24 protein-coding genes are annotated in these 26,849 nt (G+C 52.6%); 13 read left to right on the plus strand and 11 right to left on the minus strand.

The features are described 5' to 3' along the window. Positions 1–57 precede the first annotated feature (57 nt). The 3 genes from ACH2A7_RS03115 to ACH2A7_RS03125 form a co-directional block, all read right to left on the minus strand. A complete protein-coding gene (locus ACH2A7_RS03115) occupies positions 58–1,623 on the minus strand; it encodes an ABC transporter substrate-binding protein (protein WP_394959983.1) in 1,566 nt (521 codons plus the stop codon). A 71-nt stretch (positions 1,624–1,694) separates the two neighbouring features. Further along, positions 1,695–2,630, minus strand: coding sequence for a carbohydrate ABC transporter permease (locus ACH2A7_RS03120; RefSeq protein WP_394959985.1), 936 nt, complete (start codon positions 2,628–2,630; stop codon positions 1,695–1,697). A gap of 15 nt (positions 2,631–2,645) precedes the next feature. Next, positions 2,646–3,599, minus strand: coding sequence for an ABC transporter permease (locus ACH2A7_RS03125; protein ID WP_394959987.1), 954 nt, complete (start codon positions 3,597–3,599; stop codon positions 2,646–2,648). Positions 3,600–3,866: 267 nt separating this feature from the next. On the opposite strand from ACH2A7_RS03125, the gene ACH2A7_RS03130 reads away from it, so the two are divergent. From ACH2A7_RS03130 to ACH2A7_RS03150, 5 genes are all read left to right on the plus strand, one after another. Next, the gene (locus ACH2A7_RS03130; protein ID WP_394959989.1) at positions 3,867–4,943 is read left to right on the plus strand and encodes a response regulator; all 1,077 of its coding nucleotides are present in this window, start codon (positions 3,867–3,869) and stop codon (positions 4,941–4,943) included. Then, on the plus strand, positions 4,940–6,730 hold the full coding sequence (locus ACH2A7_RS03135) for a sensor histidine kinase (protein ID WP_394959991.1): 1,791 nt from the start codon (positions 4,940–4,942) through the stop codon (positions 6,728–6,730). The genes ACH2A7_RS03130 and ACH2A7_RS03135 overlap by 4 nt, the downstream gene beginning before the upstream one ends. Positions 6,731–6,905: 175 nt before the next feature. Continuing rightward, positions 6,906–8,264, plus strand: coding sequence for an alpha-L-fucosidase (locus tag ACH2A7_RS03140; protein WP_394959993.1), 1,359 nt, complete (start codon positions 6,906–6,908; stop codon positions 8,262–8,264). A gap of 296 nt (positions 8,265–8,560) precedes the next feature. After that, positions 8,561–9,478 carry a tyrosine-type recombinase/integrase gene (locus ACH2A7_RS03145; protein ID WP_394959995.1) on the plus strand — a complete coding sequence of 306 codons (918 nt, stop codon included), beginning with the start codon at positions 8,561–8,563 and terminating at the stop codon, positions 9,476–9,478. A 105-nt stretch (positions 9,479–9,583) separates the two neighbouring features. Continuing rightward, the gene (locus ACH2A7_RS03150) at positions 9,584–10,312 is read left to right on the plus strand and encodes a class I SAM-dependent methyltransferase (protein ID WP_394959997.1); all 729 of its coding nucleotides are present in this window, start codon (positions 9,584–9,586) and stop codon (positions 10,310–10,312) included. Here ACH2A7_RS03150 and ACH2A7_RS03155 read toward each other — a convergent pair. The 8 genes from ACH2A7_RS03155 to ACH2A7_RS03190 all read right to left on the minus strand — a co-directional run bounded on the left by ACH2A7_RS03155 (position 10,283) and on the right by ACH2A7_RS03190 (position 19,687). Next, positions 10,283–11,272 (minus strand): hypothetical protein, encoded by a 990-nt coding sequence (locus ACH2A7_RS03155; protein ID WP_394959999.1) that lies wholly within the window; start codon positions 11,270–11,272, stop codon positions 10,283–10,285. The genes ACH2A7_RS03150 and ACH2A7_RS03155 overlap by 30 nt on opposite strands. Positions 11,273–11,717: 445 nt before the next feature. Further along, positions 11,718–13,448 carry a recombinase family protein gene (locus ACH2A7_RS03160; protein ID WP_394960000.1) on the minus strand — a complete coding sequence of 577 codons (1,731 nt, stop codon included), beginning with the start codon at positions 13,446–13,448 and terminating at the stop codon, positions 11,718–11,720. 347 nt (positions 13,449–13,795) lie between these two features. Beyond that, positions 13,796–14,089, minus strand: a complete 294-nt coding sequence (locus ACH2A7_RS03165; protein ID WP_394960002.1) for a hypothetical protein — start codon at positions 14,087–14,089, stop codon at positions 13,796–13,798. 146 nt (positions 14,090–14,235) lie between these two features. Beyond that, positions 14,236–16,395 (minus strand): HD domain-containing protein, encoded by a 2,160-nt coding sequence (locus ACH2A7_RS03170; protein ID WP_394960004.1) that lies wholly within the window; start codon positions 16,393–16,395, stop codon positions 14,236–14,238. Between the two features lie 275 nt (positions 16,396–16,670). Beyond that, entirely contained in the window at positions 16,671–16,931 is a 261-nt protein-coding gene (locus ACH2A7_RS03175; RefSeq protein WP_394960006.1) for a hypothetical protein, read from the minus strand. Positions 16,932–17,485: 554 nt separating this feature from the next. Further along, complete coding sequence (locus ACH2A7_RS03180; protein WP_394960008.1) at positions 17,486–18,055, minus strand: hypothetical protein; 570 nt, start codon at positions 18,053–18,055, stop codon at positions 17,486–17,488. 545 nt (positions 18,056–18,600) lie between these two features. Then, a complete protein-coding gene (locus tag ACH2A7_RS03185) occupies positions 18,601–19,320 on the minus strand; it encodes an ImmA/IrrE family metallo-endopeptidase (protein ID WP_394960010.1) in 720 nt (239 codons plus the stop codon). 109 nt (positions 19,321–19,429) lie between these two features. Next, positions 19,430–19,687: a hypothetical protein gene (locus ACH2A7_RS03190; protein WP_394960012.1), complete on the minus strand. Its 258-nt coding sequence runs from the start codon at positions 19,685–19,687 to the stop codon at positions 19,430–19,432. Positions 19,688–19,894: 207 nt separating this feature from the next. On the opposite strand from ACH2A7_RS03190, the gene ACH2A7_RS03195 reads away from it, so the two are divergent. From ACH2A7_RS03195 to ACH2A7_RS03230, 8 genes are all read left to right on the plus strand, one after another. Continuing rightward, complete coding sequence (locus tag ACH2A7_RS03195) at positions 19,895–20,308, plus strand: helix-turn-helix domain-containing protein (RefSeq protein ID WP_394960014.1); 414 nt, start codon at positions 19,895–19,897, stop codon at positions 20,306–20,308. A 66-nt stretch (positions 20,309–20,374) separates the two neighbouring features. Continuing rightward, positions 20,375–20,884 carry an ImmA/IrrE family metallo-endopeptidase gene (locus tag ACH2A7_RS03200; RefSeq protein WP_394960016.1) on the plus strand — a complete coding sequence of 170 codons (510 nt, stop codon included), beginning with the start codon at positions 20,375–20,377 and terminating at the stop codon, positions 20,882–20,884. Positions 20,885–20,938: 54 nt separating this feature from the next. Next, entirely contained in the window at positions 20,939–21,262 is a 324-nt protein-coding gene (locus ACH2A7_RS03205; protein ID WP_394960017.1) for a hypothetical protein, read from the plus strand. 42 nt (positions 21,263–21,304) lie between these two features. After that, positions 21,305–22,813, plus strand: coding sequence for a DNA methylase (locus ACH2A7_RS03210; RefSeq protein ID WP_394960019.1), 1,509 nt, complete (start codon positions 21,305–21,307; stop codon positions 22,811–22,813). Next, positions 22,810–23,229: a hypothetical protein gene (locus tag ACH2A7_RS03215; protein ID WP_394960021.1), complete on the plus strand. Its 420-nt coding sequence runs from the start codon at positions 22,810–22,812 to the stop codon at positions 23,227–23,229. The genes ACH2A7_RS03210 and ACH2A7_RS03215 overlap by 4 nt, the downstream gene beginning before the upstream one ends. 277 nt (positions 23,230–23,506) lie before the next feature. Continuing rightward, on the plus strand, positions 23,507–24,661 hold the full coding sequence (locus tag ACH2A7_RS03220; RefSeq protein ID WP_394960023.1) for a starch-binding protein: 1,155 nt from the start codon (positions 23,507–23,509) through the stop codon (positions 24,659–24,661). 166 nt (positions 24,662–24,827) lie between these two features. Then, on the plus strand, positions 24,828–25,946 hold the full coding sequence (locus tag ACH2A7_RS03225) for an extracellular solute-binding protein (protein WP_394960025.1): 1,119 nt from the start codon (positions 24,828–24,830) through the stop codon (positions 25,944–25,946). An 11-nt stretch (positions 25,947–25,957) separates the two neighbouring features. Further along, on the plus strand, positions 25,958–26,848 hold the full coding sequence (locus ACH2A7_RS03230; protein ID WP_394960027.1) for a carbohydrate ABC transporter permease: 891 nt from the start codon (positions 25,958–25,960) through the stop codon (positions 26,846–26,848). Position 26,849: the final 1 nt, after the last annotated feature.

Here is a 26,849-nt window from a genome sequence, read left to right on the forward strand (position 1 = left end):
GCCCCTGCGGGTCGGTTCAATCGCCGCGGCTCTGCCCACGGCAGAAAAGCGGAGGAATCAGCCGGCCGCGTTGAACTGCGTCAGCTGGTTGTTCACCTCGGCCACCAGGGCTTCGGCGCCGTTGGCGTTGAGCGCCTCCAGGAACTTGGGGATGTACTCGGCGGGATCCACCGAGCCGGTCTCCAGGGAGGGGGCGTACTCGCTGATCACGTTGGTGAGAGCGGCCACCTGGGTCTCCACGGGCACCGCGTCAAAGGTGAAGCCGTTGTTGGGCGAGATGATCGCGGAGTCGTTGTAGGCCTGGAACAGTTCCTCGATGTTGTCGGGGTAGCTGATGTCCCACTTCTGGTTGAAGGGGGTGCCAAACTGCCAGCCGTAGGTGTAATCGTAGCCGTTCTCGGTCAGGGTGCCGCCCATGGTCTTGTCCACCTGGGTGTCGCCCACGGCGGTGTAGTGCACGCCCTCGATGCCGTGGCGGATCAGGGTGCCCACATACTCGTCGGTGTTCAGCAGGTTGATGAACTCCAGGGCCTTCTCGGGATACTCACTGGCGGAGGAGATGGCCAGCAGACCGCCCATGGCGCTGCGGGTCTCAAACAGAGGGTCCATCAGGGGCACAAAGCCAACGCCGTGGCCGCTGGAAGCGGTCATGGACTCGGCGGTGCCGGGGGCGTACTGGATGAAGTAGGAGAACAGCGCGCCGTTGTTGAAGTCGTTGTCACGGTTGGCGGTGTCGCTGTCGTAGTTCACCGGGTCGCCGCCCAGGTAGCCGGCCTGGTTCCAGCCGCGCACGGTCTGGCAATAGTTCATGTACTCCTCGCTGGCGTACTGGTTGAACACCGTCTGGCCGGCCATGTCGGCAAAGTTGCCGAACTCGGACACCGCGCCGGCGGCGGGCAGCTTCGGGTTGCCGGTGAGCGACTCATAGGGAGCGGCCATGGGCCAGGCGTTGGTCAGGCCGGAAACGCCCACCACGTCCTTGCCTTCGGCCTTGCTCTTCTCGGCCACGGTGGCCAGCACCTGCGTGTAGTCCGCCAGGGTCTTGACCGCGGTCATGTCAATGCCGTAGGCCTCCGCCATGTCGCTGTTGTAGATGATGCCGCCCTGCCAGCCCATCTCCTTGTAGGAGGGCACGCCGTAGATGGTGCCGTTCACCTTCACGGCGTTCCACTCGGCCTCGGGGATGAAGTCCCAGGTCTCCTTGGCGTACTGGGGCAGCAGCTCGGTGATGTCCATGAAGGCGTCCTTGCCCACGAACTGCAGGTAGTCGGTGGTCCAGTTGGAGGTGAAGCAGATGTCGAAGTACTCGCCCGCATTGATCAGGTTGGGCATCTTCTCCTTGTAGTCCGGGTTGGCCATGACCTTGTAGTCGATCTCCACGCCGATCTTCTCCCGGGTGTACTCGTTCAGCGCCTGGATGACCTTGTCGGTATCGGCGGCCACCGGGTTGATGGACATATACCAGGTCAGGGTGGTGATCTCCTGGTCCGCGGCGGAGCCGGAGCCCGCGGCAGAACCGGAGCCCGCGGCGGAGCCGCCCGTGCCGCCGCAGCCTGTCAGCATACCGGTCGCCAGCGCGGCGGCGGCGCCCAGCGCCATGATTCGTTTGATCGCTTTTTTCATAATGTGCCTCCTTCAATATGTATCTCTGTGCATCGCGCCCTGCGGGACGCGAATTTCAAACCAAGGATCGCTCAGCCCTTCACGCCGCCCACCGTCAGGCCCTTTACGAAGTATTTCTGGAAGAAGGGATAGGCCAGCAGGATGGGCAGCACCACCAGCACGGTCAGGGCCATGCGGCCGCTGTCGGTGGGGGCGTTGGCCGCCATCTCGGCGTATTCCAGGGCGTTGGCCGAGGACTGCTTCATGAACTCCAGGCTGTTCTGCATGCTCCACAGCAGCGTCTGCACCGGGTACTTTTTCTGGTCGATGATGTAGAGCATCCCCAAAAACCAGTCGTTCCAGTAGGCGATGGTGGTGAACATCCCGATGGTGGCCAGCCCCGGCTTGGACAGGGGCGTCACAATGCGGAAAAAGGTTTTGAACTCCCCCGCGCCGTCGATGCGGGCGGCCTCAATGATCTCCATGGGGATGCTCTTGTAGAAGGTGCGCAGCACGATCACATAGAACGCGTTCAGCGACATGGGGAAGATCAGCGCCCCCAGGCTGTCGCCCAGGCCGAGCAGCTGGGTGTTGACCATATAGGTGGCCACGATACCGCCGTTGAACAGCATGGTGAAGAGCATCAGCAGGGTGAACAGCCGGTTGTAGGCGTAGTCGGACCGGCTGAGCACATAGGCGAACATGGCGGTGATGATGAGGCTGAACAGGGTGCCCGCCACCGTGACGAAGACGGTGATGCCGTAGGAGCGCACCAGCTGGTCGCCCAGGCGGAAGAAGAAGCGGTAGGCGTCCAGGCTCCAGCCGCTCGGGAAAAAGCTGTACCCGTTCTGGAAGATGCTCTGCTCGCTGCTGAAGGACACGATCACCACCAGCAGCAGCGGCAGCACACAGGCCAGAGTCCAGATCAGAAAGATCACATTGAGCACCCGGTCGGTGGTCTTGGAGATGCGGTTGATGGCAAGGTCGCCATCTTCCTCCTCCCGCGGGCGCCGTTTGAATTTCAGCATGGTTTTTCCTCCTTGTCAGAACAGGGCGCTGTCCGGCTCGATGCGGCGCACCACCAGGTTGGCGCCCACCACCAGCACAAAACCCACCACCGACTGATACAGGCCGGCCGCCGCGGCCATGCCCACGTTGCCGGTCTCCTTCAGCGCCCGATACACATAGGTGTCGATGACCTGGGTGACGGGGTACAGCGGGCCGGAATCCCGGGGCAGCTGGAAGAACAGGCCGAAGTCAGCGTAGAAGATGCGGCCGATGGCCAGGATGGTCAGCACGATCATCATGGGCTTGAGGCAGGGCAGGGTGATGCGGCGGATCTGCTGCCACTTGGTCGCGCCGTCGATGATGGCCGCCTCATAGTAGTCGTTGGAGATGCCCGTCAGGGTGCTGATGTACATCACCGTGGAATAGCCAACGGTCTTCCAGATTTGGAAGAATGTCAGGATGAAGGGCCACTTGCCAGGCTCGGCGTACCAGTTCACCCCCGCGAACCCGAAGTAACTCAGCAGGTGGTTGAACAGGCCGTCGTCCACGCTGAACAGGGAGAAGGCCATGAAGGAGACCACCACCCACGACAGAAAGTAGGGTGCCATGAAGATGGTCTGGTAGATCTTGGCCCGCCGCTTGCGCAGCAGTTCGCTCAGGCCAATGGCCATGGCCACCGCCAGGATCAGGTCCATCACGATGAACAACGCGTTGTACAGGATCGTGTTGCGGGTGATGACCCAGGCGTCGGAGGTCTTGAACAAAAACTCGAAGTTTTGCAGCGCCACCCAGTCGCTGCCGAAGATGCCCTTGCGCACGCTGAAGCGCTTGAAGGCCAGCAGCAGGCCGGACATGGGCAGATAGCGGAACAGGAACATCACTACCAGCGCCGGCAGCGCCATGATGGTGAGCGGCAGATTCTTTTGGAACGTTCGCAGGAATCCCGATCTTCTGCGCGCAGGTTTGGTGCGCCGTGCGGTCTGTTTCATAAAAGGCTCCTCCTCACTGCCGTGTCTCGCGGCCGGGTTTTGGCTACGAATTTATTATAAACGTCGCCTGTGCGGCGCCACAACGCTACAAATTTTAAGTGGTGTGCAATTTTTTTAGGTGGATTTGCCCCCGGGCGTTTTTCGCCCGGCAGCGGAGCGAAAAACGAGATTTTTGCGCAAGTCATAGTCTTCGGCGAGAAAAATGTGATATACTGGGGCCGAACGGACCAGGTCGTCCGTGTTTTTGCGGAGAAAGGAGATGTGCCCATGAAGGTACTGCTGGTGGATGACGATCCCCTTGCGCTGGAGGGCATCCAGCGAATGCTGCACTGGGAGGCCTTCGACGGCGAGCTGGCCGGCTGCGCCGCCAGCGGCGAGGCGGCGTTGGCGCTGCTGGAAGCGGAGCGGCCGGACGTGGTGATCTCGGACATCCGGATGCCCGGCATGGACGGGCTGGACCTGGCGCGGCATATTTATGAGCGTTTCCCCAACACCCGGATGATCCTGGTCAGCGGCCACGGGGAGTTTGCCTACGCCCAGCGGGCGCTGCAATATCAGGTGACGGATTACCTGCTCAAGCCCATCACCCGCGCCAAGCTGAACAGCCTGGAGGAAAAACTGGCCGCCATCCAAAAGGAGATGACCGCCGACGTGCCCCCCTGGTACGCCGGCGACGAAGAGCTTCGCACCCGGGTGGGCGAGGCGCTGTACAAAGGGGACATGGCCGCCATCGGGGAGCTGCTCATCCGGCCGGACGTGTTCCGCGCGCTGTGCGGCCGGCGGGACGTGCTGGGCATCCAGCTGCTGAACTACCTGTTCGTCTACCAGGAAGAGCTGGGCAAGGACCGGGACTGCCTGGACGCGCTGCGTCAGAAGGCCCTGGCCGAATACTGGGCGCTGAGCACCGCCGGCGAGCGCCGGGCCTATCTGGCGGCCCGCTACTATGACCTGATGGAGTACGCTGCGGCCCGCAAAGGGGAGTACGCCAACCCCATCGTCAGCTTCTGCCTGCAGGCCATCGAGCAGAACTACGCCGACTCCAACTTCAACATTTCCAATCTGGCCGACACGCTGCACCTCTCGCTGCCCTATCTGAGCACCGTGTTTAAAAACGCCACCGGCCAGAACGTGAGCAGCTATCTCGCCGCCCGGCGGCTGCGGCAATCCCAGACGCTGCTGCGGGACGCCTCCATCCCCATTCGGGAGGTGTGCTTCCTGTGCGGCTACGACGACCCCCGTTACTTTGCGAAGCTGTTCAAAAAGCACGCCGGCATGACTCCCAGTGAATTTCGCAACCTGTACGCGGCGGGCGGCCCGCCGCCCGCCGGGGAGGAGCAGCCATGAGCATCACCAAGCGGACCTTTCTGAGCATCTGCGGGCTGTTCTGCCTGGTGCTGCTGGCGCTGAACGCCGCCACCTATCTTTTGTTCCGCTTCTCCATCACCCGGCAGCTGATCACCTCCCAGGAGGCGGTGACGGAGGCCAACGTACAATTGAGCTATGTGTTCACCCAGACCACCGACAAGCTGATCTATCGCTACACCAGCGACGCCGAACTGGGCGAATTGCTCAGCCGCGCCGTGGGGCGGGACCCGCTGGATGATCTGAACACCAAGGTCCTGCTCAACAGTCGCATGGCATATCATCTGAACGCGGAAAACCTTCTGTTGAACAACGGGTTCCGCATGGAATTGTATCTGGACCCGGAACTGCCGGTGAGCGGGCTGTTCGCGCCCGACAACACTATCCCCAACGTGAGCCGGGTGTTCAGCGGCGCGGCGGTAGCCGACCAGGAGTGGTACCAAACCGTGCGGGAGGGCAATGGACGCTATATCTTTCTCAGCAGTGACCAGACCCGGCTGTGCTTCGCCTCCAAATTGCAGAACAGCGCCTACACCGGCGCCCATCGCAAGGAGGGTGTGGGCGTGCTGCTGGGCAGCCTTCCGCTGGACCGGCTGCCCCGGCTGCTCTCCCTGTTTCCCCTCACCGAAAACAGCGGGTTTCTGCTGCTGAACGGCCAGGGCCAGCAGGTGTTCCGTTCCGAGGACCTGGCAGACCTGCCTTCCGCCGACGGGCTGTCGGTGCCCGGCGCCGCCAGCAGTGAACTGACCCTGGGCGGCCAGCAATTCCTCTGCACCGCCGCCGATCTGGAGTGGGGGCTGCGGCTTGTTTTTCTGACCCCCTACGCCGACATCACCCGCCAGGTGTGGGAGATGATGTCCCCCTACATCTTCTGTTCGGCCGTCTTTCTGGTGCTGGGCATCCTCACGTCGCTGGTGCTCTCGGCCCAGGTCTCCCGGCCGGTGGTGCGGTTCACCCGCAAGCTGGAGGCCATCCAGGATACCCGCAGCGTACGTCCGGAAAATTTCGAGCCCCGGGGCCCGCGGGAGATCCGCCAGCTCAACCGCAGCTTCGGCCAGCTGATCGGCCGCGTCAACGCCCTGATCGAGGAGGTGACCCGCAAGGAGGACCAGCGCCGGGAGAGTGAACTGCGGGCGCTGCAGGCGCAGATCAACCCCCACTTCATGCTCAACGCCATGAACGCGGTGAACTATATGGCCCTGGCCCGGGGCGAAGACGACATCGCCGCCACGGTGGATTCCATCGCCAGCCTGATGCGGTACAGCATCACCGAGCCGGACCGCCTCGTGACCATGGCCACGGAGCTGGACAATATCCGGGAATACATCGCGGTGTATGTGCTGCGCTTCCGGCAGGACATCCGGCTGGAGCTGCTGCCCGGCCTGGACGCCTCTCAGGTGGTCATCCCCAAGTTCACGCTGCAGCCGCTGGTGGAGAACTCCATCCGCCACGGCATCACCCGGCAGGACCCGGGGATCGTCATCCGCATCCGGGCGCTGGAGACAGCGGAGGGGGTCTGCGTTGAGGTGACGGACACCGGCCGCGGGGCGGACGCCCGGCTGCTCAACGACTACCTGGACTACCGGGACGTGGAGTTGAACGTGACCCACGGGTTCGGCATCCGGAACGTGAACGAGCGGCTGCAGCTGCGCTTTGGCGCCGGCAGCCATCTGCGCTACAGCAACTATGAGAATGGCCGGCTGTTGGCCCGTCTCACCCTGCCAAGGGCTGCCTGCCCCGATTCCCCCGACTTGACGTCCCTGACTTGACGTCCCTTTTCTCACGCCCTGTCTCCCGGCGCCGCCTGTTGGCGGGGCCGGGAGACAGGGCGTTTTCGGGCAAAAAATTGCACCGGATATAAAAGAATTCCCCCTTTGCGGCGGCGGACGCCTCCCGTATAGTAAAAGGGAGGAAACACACCCCACAGGAAAGGATCTTTCGCGTATGAAAAAAGAGATCGTGGCCAACGGCATCCACAATTACACTCCGCCGGAAGAGTACGTTCCGCCCCGTTCCGAGCGGGTGCGGGAACACCTGGAATGGTTTATGGGGCTCAAGCTGGGCTTTATGATGCACTGGGCCCCCGGCTGCCAGCTGGGCACCTATGAAAGCTGGCCGCTGAGCGACGGCGACGCCGCCTGGAGCCAGGAGGACTTCACCTGGGCCGACGCGGAGACCTGCAAGCGGCAGTACCGGCAGGCGAACCGCACCTTCAACCCCGTGAAGTTCGACCCGGCGGGCTGGGCGAAGCTGGCCCGGGAGTGCGGGTTCCGGTATCTGCTGTTCACCACCAAGCACCACGACGGCTTTTGTATGTTCGACACCGACACCACCGACTACAAGATCACCGGGCCCGACTGCCCGTTCCACAGCGACCCCAACGCGGATGTGGTGGGGGCGCTGTACCGGGAATTCCGGCGGCAGGGCCTGGCCATCTCCACCTATTTTTCCAAGCCGGACTGGAACAGCCCCTTTTACTGGGCGCCGCAGTTCGGCCCCGCCCCCACCCGCAATGTCAATTACGACGTGCAGGAGCACCCGGAGTTGTGGGAGGAATACGTCCGGTTCACCCACCGGCAGATCCGGGAGCTGTGCACCCGCTACGGCCAGATCGACGTACTCTGGCTGGACGGCGGCTGGGTGCGCCCGGACAACCTGGGCCAGGACATCCGCCTGGGCGAGATCGTGGAGGAATTGCGCGCCGGCCCGCAGCCGCAGATGATCGTCTGCGAGCGCACCTGCGGCGGCGAGTATGAGAACTTCATCACCCCGGAAAAGACCGTGCCCGACACGGCGCTGTCGGTGCCCTGGGAGACCTGCACCACGGTGGGCGAAAAGTTCTCCTTCCATTACACCGACCGGTTCAAGAGCGGCCGGGAGCTGGTGCACCTGCTGCTGGACGTGGTGAGCAAGGGCGGAAACCTGGCGCTGAATCTGGCGCCCCAGCCGGATGGCGCGCTGCCCGCCCCCGCCGTGCGCTCGCTGCGGGAGATGGGCGCCTGGCTGAACCTTTTCGGGGATGGGATCTACGGCACCCGCATCTGCGCCCCGTTTTTCGAGGATCGGCTGTTCTACACCCAAAAGGACGGGGAGGCCTTTGCCTTCTTCCGGTACGATGAGCTCCCCCGCCTGCCGGACCGGCTCGCCCTGCACCTGGATCTGCCGGTGAAACAGGCGTTCTGCATGCGCACCGGCGAGCCGCTGCACCTCCGCGCCACCGGCGAAGGGCTGGTGCTGGATCTGCGGGAGGTGCCCATGGGCGGCGCCTTCTACGCGGAGGGCTTCCGGCTGGCGCTGGCCTGAGCGGGCGGCGCCGGGCACAGTATTCTGCCCCGGCAGACCTTCCCCAAAAACGGCCGCCCATCGGGCAGCTGCCGGTTCCAGGACAGTTGAACGCGGCCGGGAACCACCGTTCCTTTGCGGCATCCGCTTTCTCCTTTCGGGCTGCTGCGCGCCATCGGGCATATCATTCGGCCGGGCCCGCAAAATGGCGGGAGTGTGACTTGATGTTTCAAGTCTCACTCCCGCCATTTTGTTTTGCTGTCTGCCGTTTTTGCGGTAGCATAGATTTACCCACTATAAAAAAAGGAGACAGTATGATGACCAATCACAGCCTGCTGAGCGCTTATTTTGGGTACTGCGCATTGCAGAAGAACCTGGACGCCAAGACCCTGAAAGCCTACCGCACCGACCTGGAGCAGTTTTCCGGTTGTCATCCCCATCTGGTCGACGTTTCCCGCGCTGATATGGAGCGGTATATCGAACAGCTGATGCGCCACTGGAAGGTTTCCACCGTAAAGCGGAAAATCGCCTCACTGAAAGCCTTTTACAGCTACCTGGTCTATGAGGATTTTTTGAAACACAGTCCTTTTGACAAAATACAGCTGCGGATCCGACAGGAAGCGCTTTTGCCGCGCACGATAGACCGGGGAGCCCTGGCATCCATCTTTTCCGCCGCGTATGCCGAACTGCGGGCCGCTCGATCCCGCTCCGCCAGAATGATCGCGCTGCGCGACGTGGCCGTGCTGGAGCTTTTGTTCGCCAGCGGTGTGCGTGTTTCGGAGCTTTGTTCCATCACCTGCGACCGCCTGAATCTGGACGAACAGGTGGTTTTGATCCACGGAAAAGGGAATAAGGAGCGCCGCATTTACCTCTCGTCGGCGGCGGTAATAAATGCGCTGCTGGCCTATTCGGCCGTGCGGACGCCCCGCAAGGATGGCGAACCGTTCTTTTTCTTGAATCGGGACGGCCGCCGTCTGTCAGAGCAGTCGGTGCGGAGGATCATTGACCGATGCACAAAGCTGACCGGCCAGCCCGGCCACTTCACACCGCATATGTTCCGGCACTCGTTTGCGACCTACCTGTGGGATGCCTGCGGCGATCTGTATGAGGTGAAGGAGATCCTGGGGCACAGTTCCATCAAGACGACAGAGCGGTATGTCCACGCGGGCTTTGAACGACAAAAGAAAGTTCTTTCTGCTATGCACCCCAGAGAAAATCTCAAATTCAGAACGTGACCCCGAAAGGCATCCTTTTGTCAGCTGACGCCGCTTTGGTCCGCAGAGAAATGATGGATAATCTCTAATTATCCTTCACTATAGAGCTGTTTTGGAGATGTCATTATGGTTGAAGATCAAGTGCATAAACTTGCTCAGGCCAACTATTCCGATTCAGATTCTCCCTGGCCTGAGTATGACAACTGGCATGAGGAGACTTTTCGGAAGGAGAGCGCAATTGTCGAATCCTGGCTTGGAAAACTTGCCAAGAATGATTCACTTATCCTGAACGCAGGCTCGGGAGGCACTGATTATCGCTCACCAGGGGACTTTGTGCATTTGGACATCATTGAAAACTATGTTTGCCACCATGAAAAATATCTGGTGGGTTCTGTCGAGCAGATAGATTCTCCGGATCAGACATTTGACGGCGTAGTCTGTGTGGGGAGCGTATTGAATTATACTGATGCCCAGCGCTCCATCATGGAGTTTTCGCGCGTGCTCAAACCAGATGGATTCCTCATCTTGGAGTTTGAACGAACAGAAAGCGCAGAATTTCTTTTTACCCATAACTATGGAAAAGATGTTTTTCTAAAATCATATAAATACTGCGACCAGACACATCTGTTATGGATGTATAGTGAAACATATATTCGACGGTTGCTCGGGTTTTACGGTTTTGGGATAAAGCAAAACCGGCGGATCCACAGCCTGTCTTCTCTCTTATACCGCCTTGGATTTTCCAACGAAAAGGCAGCGTCTTACGCAAAACTGGACAAGCTGTTACAACCATTTTCTTTTCCGATTGCCCACAATGCCTTGCTGCTATGCTCCAAAAAAGTCGTTCCGCAATGAGACCACGGAGATAACACCCGCCAGAATGGTCAAGAAAGAACACAAAATCGTCACAGCATTTGAGAAAATCGGCAAAACACAAACGATGAATGTTAGGATCGCAAGACCGCTCCAGATCAGGATCGGCAGTATCCTTTTCCATTTCTTTTTTCTGTACCGCTCAAGCGTGATGTTTTCCACCGTTATCTTAGGGCACTGCCCTTCGTCAAACAGCTTGCATTGAACCAAAGCAATGGGATAAGACTCCTTGTTTTGCACGAGTTCATGAGCGATCCGATCAATCAACTTATCAGTGGTGTCTCCCATGCCCGGATAATTTTTATACCAGGCCAAATAATGTGAAATGTATAGTTCCTTGACGATCGAAAGATATTGAGACGCCGATAGAAATAGCGGAACTTCGTCAGATGCTCCATTGATAGCAATTGCAAGATTAAATTCTTTTGCCTCATCGTGAGGAAGCAACGGCGGCTGATAATAAGGATATTTCAAAAGCTTGTAGTTTTCGTTGGACAAAAGATGACGGAAATAGTTGCTGTCGATATCAATCAATTGTCCATTTGCGCTGGTGAGAGACAACTCTGTCAGAAGGAATTGGATGAATTTCCCTTCCTTCTTCAGTGATTCCTGGATCTCGCAAACAACCATGTGATAAAAATTATAAAACAGCACATGGTTTCGCTGACGAGTACAAAGATAATCCAGGACCAAAACACGATTTTCCGGCAGGTATGCAAACTCCGAAAAACCTTCCACAGTGCCGTCATTGTCATACAGCAAGTAGAAAAACATCTGCCGCGGCTCCGCGCGGTACGCTTGGGAATTCCAAATGTGGTCGCATATTTGATTCGTGTCCGTCCAGGAACCGGGATCAGTGGATTTGCAGTAAATATCCAATGCCGCTGTTATGTCTTGTTTTGAACACCGCTTGGCCGGAACGATTTTTAGTTGTAAAATCATATTTTGTTCACCACAGACAGATAATTAGAGATTATCCTCTATTTTTCAATTATATCACACAGCCTGACACTTTCCATATGGAGTCTGACATAAAATCCCCGCGATATTAAAATCACTACGGGGATCGCCCGAATCAATAGTAATTTTGAAAAATGACTATCCAAATTTCTCTGATCAGTGACTCATCTGATACGTTTTCAGACAAGGTCGTCAAGAAAAACAGGCCGAGGGTCCCTGTGCGCTGAGCCGGAGCACAAGGGCGCGAACGGCAAAGCCGCACCGCAGGGGAAAAGGCAACAAAAAAACGAGCACCGTTTGGTGCTCGTTTCTTTTGGTGCACTTCCAGGGACTCGAACCCTGGGCCCGCTGATTAAGAGTCAGCTGCTCTACCAACTGTTACGACCGCACTTAGCTCAGGGCAGTTATTCAGCCGTTTTGCTAGGATTTAAGCCACATTTTCGTTTGCGGCGTTTCTTAGAGTTTTTTCGCTATATTCTTCTGTCTGGCAAAGTTCCAAGAACTGCTTGTATGTCAGTTTCACATGGACGGTCACCTGATAGCCTTTTCCCACTTCAACCTTTTCCAGAAGTTCGCTCAGGATCACTCGTTTACGAGCAAGGGGCGCCAACTCAAATTCCTCGGCCCAGCCGCAGAACTGTCGGTAGCACTCCTTGATCTTTTGATTGAGCTCACGATCATCTTCCGCTTCCTGCAGCACTTTGGCATACTCCTGCCGCGCATCTCGCAGGTCTGCTTCCGCCTTGGCAATCAGCCGGGCCAGCATTTCCTGCGAAAAACCGCTTTCTCCGTCAAGGCACCGCAGCACTTCCGCTTCATATCGATCCAGTGCATGTTCGCAGTCCTGCAGTCTTTTTTCCAGCTTTGCTCTCTGCTTGCGCTTGTCTTGGTATTCTTGTCGGATTTTCTGTTCCAACAGCTTATCGCGAGGTGCGCGGCGGATGGAAGAAAACAGTTCTCGGACCACTTCCAGCACGATTCCGTCCACCCGATCTGCCAAGTACAGCGCCTGGCCATCGCAGTTTCGGAGTTTCTGTGCTCTCTGATAGCAATTATACTTCGGTTTCAAGGCTTCTTTTACGGTGCCATCCCTTAGCTTGTATCTGTCGTGGTGCATAAAGCCAGACATTTTCGCTCCACAGTGCGCACAGTACACAAGTCCGGCCAACAGCGTTTCATTGTCGGCTTTATGAGCCACCTTGCGAGCCTCTGCATTTGCTGTGCACCTCATGTTTACCATCTCATTGGCCTTTTGGTACAGTTCGCGGCTTATTATCTCCAATTCCGGCAAATGCTGTGATCTTACACTGCGGGTGACAATGTATCCGAGATACCATTCGTTCCGCAAAATGCGCAGCACATGCACTGGTGTGAATTTCACTCCGCTATGGGTGCGCAGTCCTCGATTATTCAGCATCTCCGCTAGCGCATAGGCGCTTTTCCCTTCATAGGCTGCCAGCTCAAACAGTTCCTGCACAATCGAGGCTTCCGCCGGGTCGATTTCAAGATCCTTTACGGGCTGTCCTTTTTTGTTCACGCGCCCCTTATGTACCGCCCGATAGCCGTAGGCCACCGTGCCTCCACTGTAATGGCCGCTAGAATTGAGCTGCTGAATGCGTGTTGCCACTCGTTCTGCAATCTTTTCCGACTCGCCCGCTGCTTGCCAGAAGCGGATATAATTGATGAGTTTGTCGGTATGGCTGTCGATCTTTTGCTGTCCCTCACGGGTGCTCCAGACTTCCACGCCGTGTTTCACAAACCATTCCACCACGTAAGGCGTTTCACTTTCGATGCGTCCCAGGCGGTCAAAGAGAAATACCAGAAGTATGTCGATATTCCCTTTTTCTGCTTCAGCCTTCAATTCCTGGATGGCGTCTCGTTTGGTTGCGGATACTTTCGATCCCGAAACGCCCTTCTCTGCTTTTTCCAGCACGACACGCCAGCCATGCTGTGCGCAGAATTTCCGACACTCAATCTTCTGCATGGGAATATCATCATGATCCACTTGCCCTTTGGTTGACACGCGGTAAGCGAGTCCTGCGCGTGGCGCATCTGGCGGCAGCTTTGCCATTTCTCTTGCTAAAAACTCATCATTGAGCCAAATTTCGTCGCTTGCTGCGATCCGAACGGATTCTCCAAATTGATTTGTATAATTCACTGCCCTGTCCTCCTTGTAGGTCATGCCTGCAATAAAGACCGGTTTTCTCTATTGTCAAGGTGCTGTTGGGAACGGAATTTCTCCCATATATAACACTACCGTTACTTGTGTAAAAAAGCTATCACTAAAACGGAAAATTTACCTGCCAAACCAGCATAATTGTTTGCCACATCTCATCAAAAAGTGGAGCGGCATCACTACTGTGATGCCGCTCCCTCCAATTGTTGCTATTGATTGCTCTCTTTTATACCATCCATTCCGCTTTAGCACATTTCAAGTAGAAACATAAACTCAAGTCCAACTACAAAGTCATTAAAATCTTATATATATGATTACATATTCTTGAATTATGTTTTCGTCACCCGCAAATTATTCACTGATGGGAACGATATAGCTAATGAATAACGCCCATTTCCAACATTTCTGAGGCAGTCAATTAAATACAATGTGGAAATCGTCTCCGCACACCGTTTTTTTATGTCGCTTTCATTATCATATGAAGAACCGCTCAGTTTTTTTCTTGTAGCTTCACATATGTCTTCAACAGAAAATGTAGACGTTTGGCGTAAAATGACACTTGTAACGAGGTTCTGCAGGTCACCAGTTGTTTTCACAGCAATGCCTTCTTTAATTTTGCACATTTACAAGCACTCCTTAATATCTCTGTGACTCGTGCGTATGCCTACCTTTCTTAGACTCACATCTTTAACTGCGTCTCATTTCCACATCGAAATGGAGATATATATTATATCAAAATTTATCTCCAATTGTCAACGCATTTGCACGTTCAACACTTTACTTCCTTGTCCTTCGCCATAATCTTTTCAAAATCGAACAAGGAGTTCATCATCGCTTTTATCTCCTTCGCCATACAGTTTGCCATCTCATCAAACAATTCTTTCATAATTTTTTCGCTTTCGTCTTCAGAGCATGATGGCAAACACACATACACATACATCCAGAGACATCCTGCCTTTTGTGCTCGCAACTTAGGAAACAGAGATGTTGTTTTATCATATGTGTAAGATTCGCCGTTTGCGCGATATAAAACAATTTCTGTATCAGGGGAAACACCTAATTTAGTGAATCCTCTATTTTGCCACAGAAAGAAATCCGTGATTATCCCCTTTTTGCTGGCATCCCGCAATACTGTCTCTATTATTTCTTTACACGTTTCATCACAATGCAATAATGTGTCTAGCAAACCGAAATCTGCGACGCGAAGGATTTTTTCTTGCAACAGCTCAATTCTATAGAGCGATTCTCTAGCAGATTCTGCAACCACACCAGTTCCTGTGTACAGTTTTTCGTATTCATGTATTGAGAGTTTACCCAGCGCATCTGGTCCAATACCTGCCTTTTCAACAATTCGATCCCTCAAATAAAGGGCATCCCGTTGTCGCTTCAGTAGCGGAAAGTATCTTTTTCGATTCAGCTGAACTTCTTCCAGCATTCTGTATAGCTTATTCAGCTTATCCTTCGTTCGTCCAATACTTTCATCCTCTAGTTCTCGGCACTTTGCAGTATCACTTAAAGTGCTTAAAGCCTGGCTCAATACGGATATTAGCCAGGAGTCAGTCCACTGACTGATTTGATTTTCCACTGCATTTTGTCCAAAACCTGCACCCAAGGAAGTCCACAATTTATGAATGTCTGGAGCGATTTCCTTTCCCGCTGCACTCATCAAATAATCCTCGGCCAGCATTTCCACTGAACGCTGCAACAACTCGCTTGTTTTAACTGATTTATGATGATAATTGATTCGTTGGAAAATCTTGTAACGATTTACGAACATATCATCTAAATCATCACATATTTTTTCTGGAAATGCGATTTTCAGCACATTGTCTTCATCATAAACAAATTTAGCAGCGCTAATTAATCGAGAATATGTGATTCGCCCCCAATCAACGCCAGAATTTCCAGAATCTCGCACAATATAGTCAAGTCGATCTGCATCTGCCGGACCATCAATTAATCGATGCACAGACGACAAGACCGGTGCTTTTTCCATCAGTATACCAAAAGTAAACTCTAATACGGTCATTAAATAAATGGCCCGCAAACTGTCACTCTCAGTCCTCCGTTCAGGTAAATCCCATTCTTCAAATTCTCTTTTCAGTATTCCACTGTATGCATTGTAAAGAAGATGTGAACCAATTTGCTCATGAAGATCCGGATTATCAATGGTTCCTTTATGCCCACTAATGTCTAACAGTAATTCTTTGGCCGGCGTACATTCAACATACCTTTGGAGATTTTTCTTTAGAACGTTCTCCTTTTTTCTTTGATATTGCCCATTTCGCTTTTCATATAGCTTTTTAAGCGTAAACTCGATAATATGGCTGAATGGAGGATGGCCAATGTCATGAAACAGTGCAGCTATACGTAAAGCCTCCAGAATACACTGATACAAGAATGCATCTAGTGCAATCGTGTCTAGCGGTTCCTTTTCATTATCCTTAAGCAAATCAAAAAAGCAAACGTCTTGTTTACACAGCGCACGATCCGCTATCGGGGTTTCGTCCTTGGTTCGCCTTAAAAGTTGCAAGAAGGCATTCAAATTGCAAATCGATGGTGGAATCACATTATTAATTGCATTGGCTTCTTCTTTATATAAATCCACAGCAGCTAAATCTTCACGCTCTTCCAAACACCGTAGTATATCTTTGAAAAGCTCCTTAATTTGATCCAGAAATTGGCTTTGATCCGATGCCGAGGAATTGGTTACGCACGCATAGAACATCTGTCCAGCTAGTTCCATCGTCCCCAAAGAGTGCTCGTATCTCTTTGTCCTATTAGCTGGATATGTCATGTACACTGTGGAACTTTGGTACACATCGTGCAGTCGATAAAAGAACGGAGTAGACATCATCAAATGTTCTAGTTCGCTGATATATATCGTACCATGGATACTGTCGGTAATTTGCCGAGCTCTTGTTTGCATATTGCCACTCCTCCTGTCAAAGACATGCTAATTTTATCACATTTTGACAGAACAAGCAACAACTCTCATTTATTTTATCAGTTAAAACGACCAAGCCATTTCCGAATGACGTTCCAAAAAACTTCTTAATCCCACGCTTGCTTTATCACTTACTAAACCCAATGTCTTCTTTTCAATTTTGTTATTTTATTGCCCCTCCTTTTAGATATTGCACCTATTTAGTGCAAGTTATTCTGTTCCTTGACGTTTCATTTGTATAATGCCCACCACAATAGTCAGTGATTTCCGGTTTCATTGCATCCTCTATCAACTCGGTTGCGGAATGCCTGGGTAATCGCATTCATCACCTTTCGGGGTGTATTGGGATCTTCTTGACCTGTAAAACATATCTTAACTTTGTATTGGCCATATTGCCGTTCAATCACCATTGCTTTGCCTTCTAATGCAAATCGCTCCACTCGATTTCTCAGAACAATACCTCCATTTGTTTGGACCAGTTTTCCGAAAGGAAGGCTGGTCCTTTTTTCACGCACCATTTCTTTTTTGCACCTTGCACGATTGATTCAATGGTAAAGATATAGATGCCGCTCGGCAGCTGCACATATATCTTTACCATCGAACATCAGGCGGCGCCACAGTTTCGATAGCACGTTCGTTGCGCTGTTAGTGGCGCCGCCTTTTTGCATGATGATAAAGCGTCCGTATTTGTCACTTATCCCCGGACGAGGGCGGTCGATTGAACTGTGCTTGGCAGCACACTCCGGGTGTCTAACCCCTCCGAGGATCTCTCGAAGCTGTCCCCATTGGTTGAGTCTGTGGCTGGACAGGGGTACCATTATAGGCAGATAAGGTCATAGCGAAACAGCCTGCCATAGCTGCTTTGGGCTGAGTGTTTGTCGCTCGCCACTGGATGCGGATCACCTCCTTTTCCAGTGGGTCATGGCGCACTCGCCGCATCGCTTTCCTTTTCGGCTTATCTGCTGAAGTTATTCAATCGCCGGATATGACCATCTGAGAGGATGGTGTTTTTCAATGTTCTGAGGGCAGAGGAAAAATATCCCCTCACTATATATAAGCCACACGGACCCCCTCAAAACGAAACACCTTCCAAAAAATTTTTTAATCTTTGTTCAAATTGCCGAACATATTTTCGTGTCGTTTGCTTCGACACACCATATTTCTCAGACAAAATATCCGCTCCACGGTCCTCCTGACCTTTTAAATATACATCGAGAAGGTCAGGAGCCCAGGATCTCCACATCTTTAATTCTTTCCTAAAGTCATCCAGGCACACATTCGTTAGGATTTCTTCAAATTGGCCCTCATCGAGAATCAGTGTTTGATCAATTTCTCCTTCATTACTAAGTTCTTTAGTCATTGCTTCCAATGAAAGCATCTTGTATTGCTTTGCCGCCCTCACATTTCGACATCTCGCATTATTTTCCCGGTGCCATTTCTCATATTCCGCTCTATCAACCTCAATTATCAAAACATCCGGATGATCACGATCCAAGGACTTTTCTCTAATGAAATACCGTCTCTCGTCGACGCCTAAACTTTTATTGGCTTGAATGGCCTCTTCGTATTCTGCCCTTGTTCCAATCCGCAGCCTCTTCTGGCCGTTAGTGGTCTCTTCTTTGAACAGGTAAGTAGCATTCATGATGTATCTCCTATCTTCTCTTTTCACTTGTTCGGCAGGTGCGGGCATGGAAACAGAAGTTTAGGGATACCTGGCAACGTTGTCTTTCCAGTTGGTTCTCATCGTTCATCCTTTCCGACATTGCGGAGCTGGACTGCCGAGAACCGTGTGAGCAGCAGCAAAATGGGCCGCAGAAACATGACATTCGGAATCTCCGAACATCCTGCTCACACGGCCCTGGTAGTCTTAGCCATCTCTGGCTAGCTCCTGATCACTCGTCTATTTAATTGTCTCTTGGTATCAATCCTCCCAAACAGGTATCAATTTTCCTATTGGATGCCGGCGATTTCTGTGGGACCGCCGAAAGTATGCGAAGTTTAAAATCGAAACAGTTTTGCACTTTTGGCATTTTACTCTCATATGCCCAGTGCAATCAGAATACGCAATTCCGATTTTAAATCCACACTCCGGGCAATAGAGTGGCCGCTCTGCCAGTTTCTCTACCTCCATCGCTGAAAGTGAGGCCCTTAACTGGCGGCTGTTCATTTTAGGCCTTTGAAATTCCGTCATGCAATCACGCCTCCCGGTCTCAGTTCCTTGTTGATGAACTCCGAGAGATCATGATATTTCAGTGCATCCAGATCTCGTAGCCTGATGATCAATGCGGTATGCGACACCCCCAGAGATTTGGCCATTTTCTGCAAAATCACTTTTTCTCTGACAGCAAAGATGTTGCTTCCATAAACGGGGAGCCGCCGTCCGCCATTGAAACGGACAAGTGCATCTTTAATAATGAATCGAGGCATGAGCAGAGCAGCTGCTATCACGTTTGCTTGCCATTCTGCAATGCTGAGTCTTTGACGCAGCTCCTCTGCGGTATACATTCGGCATTCGTCATGAACCCGATGAAAACCCGAACGGATATTAGGATCGATTCTGGAAGCTATGATATGTCCCGCTTCATGAGCCAATGTGAATCGGCGTCGATACTCTTCTCCTGGGTTTAGGAGTACTCGATCCAACACAATAGTTCGCCGGGGATAGACTTGGTCTTGGATCCTGCCATTCATTCTGACACGCAGTGGCTGCACCCCATCGCTGGCAAATCCGATTTTGTCCGGATCATCCTCGGCAAAGTTCTCATAAACCACAGGACAGCCGAGGAATCCTCCTACAAAACAGTCTATATCTACGCACAATTCATGGTCGTCCTCGCCCATAAACTGTCGAATCAATTCGTCGCAGAGTTCGTCGGCTTCCGCACGAGATATGTAATTTGTTATCATTGGTCCTCCCCTCTTGTATGAGGTTTTACCACACATTCAGTTTTTGAACGGCTGCTAATCTTACAGGAACGCCTGTCTGTCCTCGCTTTGGTCTGACGATAAGTATAAATTACAGGGTTGCGCCCTTCGCCTCTACAAACCACTTATTTCCTTCGCTGAACAAGAAGGTTTCTTTGCCGTTGATCATTACTGTGTAACGAATACCTCCCCCGCTCACCTTTGAGGAAGCTGCCCGACATTTGTACTTCAGTTGGTCAATTTGATAAATGCGGCCATTGATCCACCGAATAAACCTCGGGCGAATCACTCCGTCTTGATCCACGTCAAGATTCACCGCAACATATTCTTTTCTGCACTGCACATCCATTGCGACACCCTCCACTCGTAGAAAGGCCTCTTTGTACGAACAATATTTCGTGTTTTTGATTGACAAATACTCTGTTCGTGTGTTACCATTAGCACGAACAGAGTTTCGTGTTGTGCCCCCATTATATTCCGAACAGACTTTCGTGTCAATCCATTTTGGAGAAAAAGTGTTCGTGTCGATCAAAGAATGATTGAAAGAGGTGTCTTTATGGGTTTCAAAGAACGGCTGAAAGACAAAAGGCTTGAAGCTGGACTAACACAAGCCGAGTTGGCGAAAAAAGCCTCTGTTACAACCAGAACAATTCAAAACTATGAGATGGGCACAAGGCGTCCGAGCAACATGAAGGTGGTCGGAGACCTTGCGACAGCACTTGGCACCACGGTCGATTATCTTATGACGAACGCCGATGTCTTTGTTGTTGAAGCAAAGGAAAAAGGCGGATCCAAAGCAGCACGGGATATCGATGAACTGGTCAGCGAAGTGACCGGTCTGTTCGCAGGCGGCCAGTTGTCTGAGGACGCACTCGAGGGAGCAATGCGTGCTCTTAACGATGCCTACTGGATGGCTAAAGAGAAAAACAAGAAATACGCACCCAAAAAATATCGTCAGGAGCAGGAGTAAGTCCGATTTGTGGGACTCACGGCATGAGATAATGACACTGAGGATCCACAGGACGGAGGTGGTCTTATGACTGGCATAACGCTTTCAAAAATCGGCACATCATTGGTACGCCGCTATGGTACTCGGGATCCCTTTCAAATCGCCGAGAGATTAGGTATAAATGTCCTATACTGTGATGGTTTCGGTTCGCTCAAAGGGATGTACCGTGTTATCAAGCGCAACCGCTACATCTTTCTAAACAAAGATCTTGGTGAAAGAATGCAGCGTATCGTCTGTGCCCATGAGCTTGGGCACGACCAGCTTCATCGCAAGCTGGCCCAGACAAATTGCTTGCAAGAATTCATGCTTTACGATATGACTACACGTCCAGAGTATGAAGCAAACATTATTGCTGCCGAGATTTTGATAGACACTGACGAACTACTTGACTTCATCTACAATTACCACTATTCTGCCGAGCAAATTGCGGGTGCAATGGATACAGATATCAACCTGGTTGCTTTAAAGATTGCTCATCTGGCAGAGTTAGGCTACGATTTACGTCCAGTTGAGCACCGAAGCGACTTCTTGCGGTAATGCCGCACGACAAATATAAGGATTCATATCGGCTTTGTTATAGGAGGTCAGACCGTGAACGCAAAGAAAATGTTTGGCTTGGCGGCTGGACTGGTTATTGCCAGCCTGGGGACATATAAATTGCTCGCTGGGAAAGAACCTGCGAAATATAGTGAGAAGTGGTTTTCAGTCGCCTCCATCGATTTACTGAAATCCGAAAGAGAAGTGGTAAGAAAGCAGTATCTCTCCTCGGGAAGCAATTATTCTGCCGCAATCATGTTGGAACGCCTCCTTCAAAAATTCGATTCCGTTTTGAGCAAGCGTGCTTGGAATGGAGAAATCCCCCGTTGTCCAAACTACCCCCGTGAACACGGGCACAATTTGTTTAAACCCGATTGACCACCACCAAAGCATTTTCTTGAAAGAAGGTGATGGCACGAAGTGAAAGAACGCACCTATGCCGCCATCGATTTGAAGAGTTTCTACGCTTCGGTGGAGTGCAGAGAACGTGGCTTGGATCCATTGGACACCAATTTAGTGGTCGCGGATGAGAGCCGCACTGACAAAACGATTTGTCTGGCTGTTACACCTTCTTTAAAGACCTATGGCATCTCCGGGCGCGCTCGCTTGTTTGAGGTTGTGCAGCAGGTCAAAGAAGCCAACCGCGGCCGCTTGCACGATGCTCCTGGGCACCGCTTTTCCGGTAAATCCTGCTCCTTTTCCGAACTGAATTCTTCTCCCAGCCTGGAGATTGACTATCTCATTGCTCCGCCGCGCATGGCTTACTACATGGAGTACAGCACCCGCATTTACAGCATCTATTTAAAACACATCGCTCCTGAAGACATCATTGTTTACTCCATCGATGAAGTGTTCATGGATATCACCAACTATTTAGCCACTTACAAACTTTCCGCGAAAGAGCTGGTAATAAGAATCATCGACGATGTGCTCCAAACAACTGGCATTACCGCTACGGCGGGAATTGGTTCAAACCTTTTTCTCGCCAAGGTAGCAATGGATATTGTTGCTAAGCATATCCCCGCTGACAAAAACGGTGTTCGCATCGCTGAACTCAGTGAAATGAGTTTTCGCCGCACTCTTTGGTCTCATCAGCCTCTCACTGACTTTTGGCGAATCGGTCCTGGTTACGCAAAAAAGTTGGAGTCTTACGGAATGTTCACCTTGGGTGATGTCGCGCGAATGTCTGTTCACAACGAAGAGTTGCTTTATCATCTCTTTGGGAAAAACGCTGAGTTGCTTATTGACCATGCATGGGGTTGGGAGCCTTGCACGATTGCATCAGTGAAGGCTTACCGGCCCAGTAATAACAGCCTCGGTTCCGGCCAGGTACTGCATTGTCCCTATTCAGCTGAGAAGGCGCTGCTCGTCCTTCGGGAAATGGCCGAGATGTTAGCTTTGGATCTGGTTTACAAGAAGCTGGTTACAAACCAGATTATTGTAACGATTGGGTTTGATATTGAAAACCTTACTGATCCTGTCCGTCGCCAGTTATATAATGGTCCGGTGGTAAAAGATCATTATGGACGCCAAATCCCAAAGCATGCACACGGCACATTACGCCTTGAGAGCTATACTTCCTCATCAAAGAAAATCCTGGCCGCTGCTTCTTCCCTCTTTGACAAGGTTGTAGATAAGAACCTACTTGTTCGGAGAATCAACATTGTCGCCGCCCGCGTGGTTCCAGAAGATGAAGCTCCGAACCAAACCCCAGAGTATGAGCAACTGGATTTGTTTACTGATTACACCGCTGTACAAAAACAACGTGAGCAAGAGCAGCACGAACTGTCTCGAGAACGCAAAATGCAGGAGGCCGTGCTTGCAATAAAAAAGAAATACGGCAAAAATGCCATCTTAAAAGGTATGAACCTTGAGGATGGGGCAACTGCAAAAGACCGCAACGTGCAGATCGGAGGTCATAAAGCGTGAGCGCGGAATACAACGACATACTTCATCTTCCGCACCATGTGTCTTCATGCCGGCCTCAAATGTCAATGAGAGACCGCGCTGCACAGTTCTCTCCCTTTGCGGCTCTTACCGGATATGATTCAGCCATTAGCGAAACTGCAAGGCTCACCGATCGCAGGATTGAATTGAGTGAGGACGCGCAGGAGTATTTGGACCGAAAATTGAAATGGATTCGAGAAAATCTCACAAGTCATCCGTCCGTCACCATCACATACTTCATTCCGGACTTATACAAGGATGGAGGTTCATACGTCAGCCACACTGGTCAGGTTCAATATGTGGATGATGTCGCCCGTGTTGTTGGCATGGTCGATGGGACTTCTATCCCTCTTGATGACATATTCAATTATTCAGGCGCGATTCCAGACGACGAATAACTGTCGGCACAAAGTGCATGATCGACTTTACATGCGTTTGCGAAACCTGTGCACCATACGTCTACGAAAATATTACAATTTGGTAAAATCCTTCAATTTGACGGCAAAAATAGTGCACCTTGCACATAGGTGCACTATTTTTGGCCATATTTATTACAATTCTAAGGTTAACCGTTTTCTTAAATTTTCGTTGAACCGATATCCTCCGGGTGCTATGCTATAAGCAGAAAAGGGATCCACTTTCTACATCCCGCTTAAACAATAAGGAGGATCATCTATGAATGCAGCGAAAAAAGTTACATCCCTGGTAATTTCACTTGTGCTACTCCTGTTAATGATTCCCACTTTGGCCTTTGCTGCGGATGATGAGCGGGTCATTGTGTACGCCCAGGTCCCCAGCGATTGGGCGGATCCCTGCATTTGGGCCTGGTCCGACGACGGCACCAACGCCTTTGCCGCATGGCCCGGCGGCGCGATGGAAGCGGATGAAAACAACCCCGGCTGGTATTACTGCTGGATCCCTGCCACGGCGGGCAATGTGATCATCAACGCCAACGAGGGCGCCGTGCAGACCACAGATCAGAAGCTTGAGGCCAAAAACGCCTGGCTCACCATCACCGACGCCGAGACCGTGGAGATCAGCTACGACGCCAAGACCACGGGGGAGATCCCCGAATACGTTGAGACCTTTGCGGTCCACGCAAAAGTCGATGCCAGCTGGGAAGACGTGCGGATCTGGGCTTGGCTTGATCCCGATGGGAAGAACGCCTTTGAGGCATGGCCTGGTGAGGCAATGACGGCTGACGAGAACGGCTGGTATACTGCCAATGTTCCTGTTTGGGTCAACAGCGTGATTATCAACGCCAATGCCGGCGAGGTCCAGACAGAGGATCTCACCATTGACGCCGCAGAGGTATGGATCACGGTCGCCGCGGACGGCACTGCTGAGTTTACTTACAATGACCCCGACGCTCCCGTGGCGGAAGACATCACCGTGAGTGTGCAGGCGCCGGCGGATTGGGCCGAGCCTCACCTGTGGGCCTGGTCCGCGCCGGACGGCACCAACGCCTTCTCCGCCTGGCCCGGTGAGGCCCTGCAGGACGCCGGAAACGGCTGGCTGACCTTGACCGTGCCCGGCTGGATCAACAGCATTATTGTGAACGGAAACGAAGGCACTGTCCAGACCGCAGACCTGTCCGTGGATGTGGGCAAGGACGTCTGGATCGTTGTGACTGACGCTGACAACGCGACGGTCTCGTATGAGGAACCGGCAGCCGCCCCGGCCCCGGAATCTCAGACGACCTCCGAGCCTGCTGCCGCCGAAGAAGCGCCTGCGGAAAGCGGCATGAGCCCTGTGGTGCTTATCGTTGCCGCAGTTGCCGTGGTCGTAGTGGTTGCTGGTGTAATCGTTGTTAAAAAGAAGAAGTCCTAACGGCATTTGGCGCAGGCAAAAGGGTGGCCTTTGCCTGCGCCACTTTTCATTCGGTTGAAAAGGGAGGATCCTTGCAATGAAACGAATACTCGCACTGGTTTTGGCGTTATGCTTGATGGTGTCACTGTGTGCCGGATGCTCCTCCACAGCGACCGAGGATGGTCCTGTGACGATCACCATCTGGCATGATAAGGAAGACGAAGTGGCCGCGGCGCTGCAGGCGGAACTGGACAAACTCGCGCCGGACATCGTTGTAAAACTGGAGCGGAAGGACGGCTTGACGGAAGCCTTGAAGATGGTAGGCAATGATCCGAAAGCCGCTCCAGACATGTATTTCTTTGCGCATGATAAGCTGGGCGTTTATGCAGAGATGGGCATTTTGGCTCCCATCACCGACTTTATCGACACGTCGGTGCTTGAAGAATATATCCCTATGACCATCGAAGCGGCAACATATAAAGGAGAGGTGTACCAGCTGCCCCTTTATTTTGAAACTCTGCTGTATATGTACAATCGCCGGTACATGAGCGATGATGAAGTTCCCAAAACGACTGAGGAACTTTACCAGTACATGCAGGAAACCACAGTAGGTGGACACTATGGTTTCGTGGAACAGCATAGCACCGCCTATTACAGCGCCGGCTGGATTCACGCTTTTGACGGGTACATTATCAATGAGGAAGGCCAGCCTGGGCTGGACACCCCTGAGACCATCGCTGCCCTAAAATACCACAAGAAGTTTGTGGAGTACATGCCCACCGAAGGCGAATATGCCACAGTCAACACCCTTTTCCGCGAGGGGAAAGCCCATTCCACAATTGGCGGCCCTTGGCTCGTTCCCACCGCCCGGGAGAGTGGCATAGACCTCGGTCTTGCGCCCATGCCCGTGGTGGATGAGACCGGGAAAGCGATCTCTCCCTATTCCGGTGTGCAGGGCCTGCACGTTCTAAAGGTCGCCGCCGAGCGTAAGCACGATGCCATTGTGAAGGTGCTCCAGCAGCTGACCGGTGACGAGATCGGCATCGCCATTGCCCAGGCAAGCGGCTGTGCCCCCGCCCGCGAGAGCTGCTACGACGACCCCGCCGTTGCTCAGGACGACATGGTGATGGCCATGTATGAAACGGCACAAAACGCTGTTCCCATGCCGAATATCCCGGAAATGGATGTTATGTGGACCGTGGCGGAAAACCTGCTGGTGGATATCAACATGAGCGGCAAGGACGTGGAGGAGAGCGCAAAGGCAGCCCAGGAAAAGGCGGTTGAACTGATCGCGTCCATGAAATAAGGAGAGATACTATGAAGAAGCGCCGGAGAGACACGTTATGGGCGTATCTGTGCAGTGCGCCCTCCCTGTTGTTGATCCTCATGATTGTGGTCTTCCCCATTTTGTATACGGGGTATATCTCGTTCACCAACATGAACGTGTACCACTGGTTCAACTTTGACTTTATCGGATTCGAAAATTACAGCGACGCGCTCTTTGTGTTTGACTCCGGCTTCCTTTCCGCGCTGTTTGTAACGGTCATCTGGACCATTGTGAACATGGTGTTGCAGCTGGTGATCGCCTTTGTGCTGGCCAGCCTGCTCAACATCCAGGATTTCAAATTCCGGCGCGTTTACAAAACTCTGCTTATGTTTCCATGGGCCATGCCCGGTTATGTTTCCATCCTTCTGTGGAAGACCGGGATGTTTAATTCCCAGTTCGGGCTTTTAAACCAGTGGATGACCAAGTTGGGGTTGGAGACGCAGCGCTGGCTGGCCAGCGACTTCTCGGCATTTGTCTGTTGCACAGTGGTCAATCTCTGGCTGGCGCTGCCCTTCATGATCATGATCATGGACGGGGCTCTCCAGGCGGTGGACAGAAGCTGCTACGAAAGTGCGATCCTGGACGGGGCAAACTGGCTGCAACGGACTGCTTATCTGACGATCCCTTCCATCCGGTCTATAATTGCACCCGCAGTTATTATCACCGTTTTCACCACCTTCAAGCAGTTCGATGTGATCTATCTGCTGACCCAGCAGGCAGGGGCAAAGACAGGTTCCAATCTGCATACGATTCTGACCTACGCCTATGAAAACGCCTTCATCACGAACAATTACGGTTACAGCTCCGCCGTGTCCATCATTATTTTCATTGTGCTCATCGCATTTTCGCTGCTGACGCGGCGGCGCGCAAAGGAGGGTTGAG

The organism is Candidatus Allofournierella merdavium, from assembly GCF_944382735.1.
Classification (GTDB): Bacteria; Bacillota; Clostridia; order Oscillospirales; family Ruminococcaceae; genus Allofournierella_A; species Allofournierella_A merdavium.

What these genes read in the sequence shown, in the direction of transcription:
- ACH2A7_RS03115 (WP_394959983.1), bottom strand. Translation starts at nt 1,623, where the DNA reads ATGAAAAAAGCGATCAAACGAATCATGGCGCTGGGCGCCGCCGCCGCG.
- ACH2A7_RS03120 (WP_394959985.1), bottom strand. Translation starts at nt 2,630, where the DNA reads ATGCTGAAATTCAAACGGCGCCCGCGGGAGGAGGAAGATGGCGACCTT.
- ACH2A7_RS03125 (WP_394959987.1), bottom strand. Translation starts at nt 3,599, where the DNA reads ATGAAACAGACCGCACGGCGCACCAAACCTGCGCGCAGAAGATCGGGA.
- ACH2A7_RS03130 (WP_394959989.1), top strand. Translation starts at nt 3,867, where the DNA reads ATGAAGGTACTGCTGGTGGATGACGATCCCCTTGCGCTGGAGGGCATC.
- ACH2A7_RS03135 (WP_394959991.1), top strand. Translation starts at nt 4,940, where the DNA reads ATGAGCATCACCAAGCGGACCTTTCTGAGCATCTGCGGGCTGTTCTGC.
- ACH2A7_RS03140 (WP_394959993.1), top strand. Translation starts at nt 6,906, where the DNA reads ATGAAAAAAGAGATCGTGGCCAACGGCATCCACAATTACACTCCGCCG.
- ACH2A7_RS03145 (WP_394959995.1), top strand. Translation starts at nt 8,561, where the DNA reads ATGACCAATCACAGCCTGCTGAGCGCTTATTTTGGGTACTGCGCATTG.
- ACH2A7_RS03150 (WP_394959997.1), top strand. Translation starts at nt 9,584, where the DNA reads ATGGTTGAAGATCAAGTGCATAAACTTGCTCAGGCCAACTATTCCGAT.
- ACH2A7_RS03155 (WP_394959999.1), bottom strand. Translation starts at nt 11,272, where the DNA reads ATGATTTTACAACTAAAAATCGTTCCGGCCAAGCGGTGTTCAAAACAA.
- ACH2A7_RS03165 (WP_394960002.1), bottom strand. Translation starts at nt 14,089, where the DNA reads ATGTGCAAAATTAAAGAAGGCATTGCTGTGAAAACAACTGGTGACCTG.
- ACH2A7_RS03170 (WP_394960004.1), bottom strand. Translation starts at nt 16,395, where the DNA reads ATGCAAACAAGAGCTCGGCAAATTACCGACAGTATCCATGGTACGATA.
- ACH2A7_RS03175 (WP_394960006.1), bottom strand. Translation starts at nt 16,931, where the DNA reads ATGGTGCGTGAAAAAAGGACCAGCCTTCCTTTCGGAAAACTGGTCCAA.
- ACH2A7_RS03180 (WP_394960008.1), bottom strand. Translation starts at nt 18,055, where the DNA reads ATGAATGCTACTTACCTGTTCAAAGAAGAGACCACTAACGGCCAGAAG.
- ACH2A7_RS03185 (WP_394960010.1), bottom strand. Translation starts at nt 19,320, where the DNA reads ATGATAACAAATTACATATCTCGTGCGGAAGCCGACGAACTCTGCGAC.
- ACH2A7_RS03190 (WP_394960012.1), bottom strand. Translation starts at nt 19,687, where the DNA reads ATGGATGTGCAGTGCAGAAAAGAATATGTTGCGGTGAATCTTGACGTG.
- ACH2A7_RS03195 (WP_394960014.1), top strand. Translation starts at nt 19,895, where the DNA reads ATGGGTTTCAAAGAACGGCTGAAAGACAAAAGGCTTGAAGCTGGACTA.
- ACH2A7_RS03200 (WP_394960016.1), top strand. Translation starts at nt 20,375, where the DNA reads ATGACTGGCATAACGCTTTCAAAAATCGGCACATCATTGGTACGCCGC.
- ACH2A7_RS03220 (WP_394960023.1), top strand. Translation starts at nt 23,507, where the DNA reads ATGAATGCAGCGAAAAAAGTTACATCCCTGGTAATTTCACTTGTGCTA.
- ACH2A7_RS03230 (WP_394960027.1), top strand. Translation starts at nt 25,958, where the DNA reads ATGAAGAAGCGCCGGAGAGACACGTTATGGGCGTATCTGTGCAGTGCG.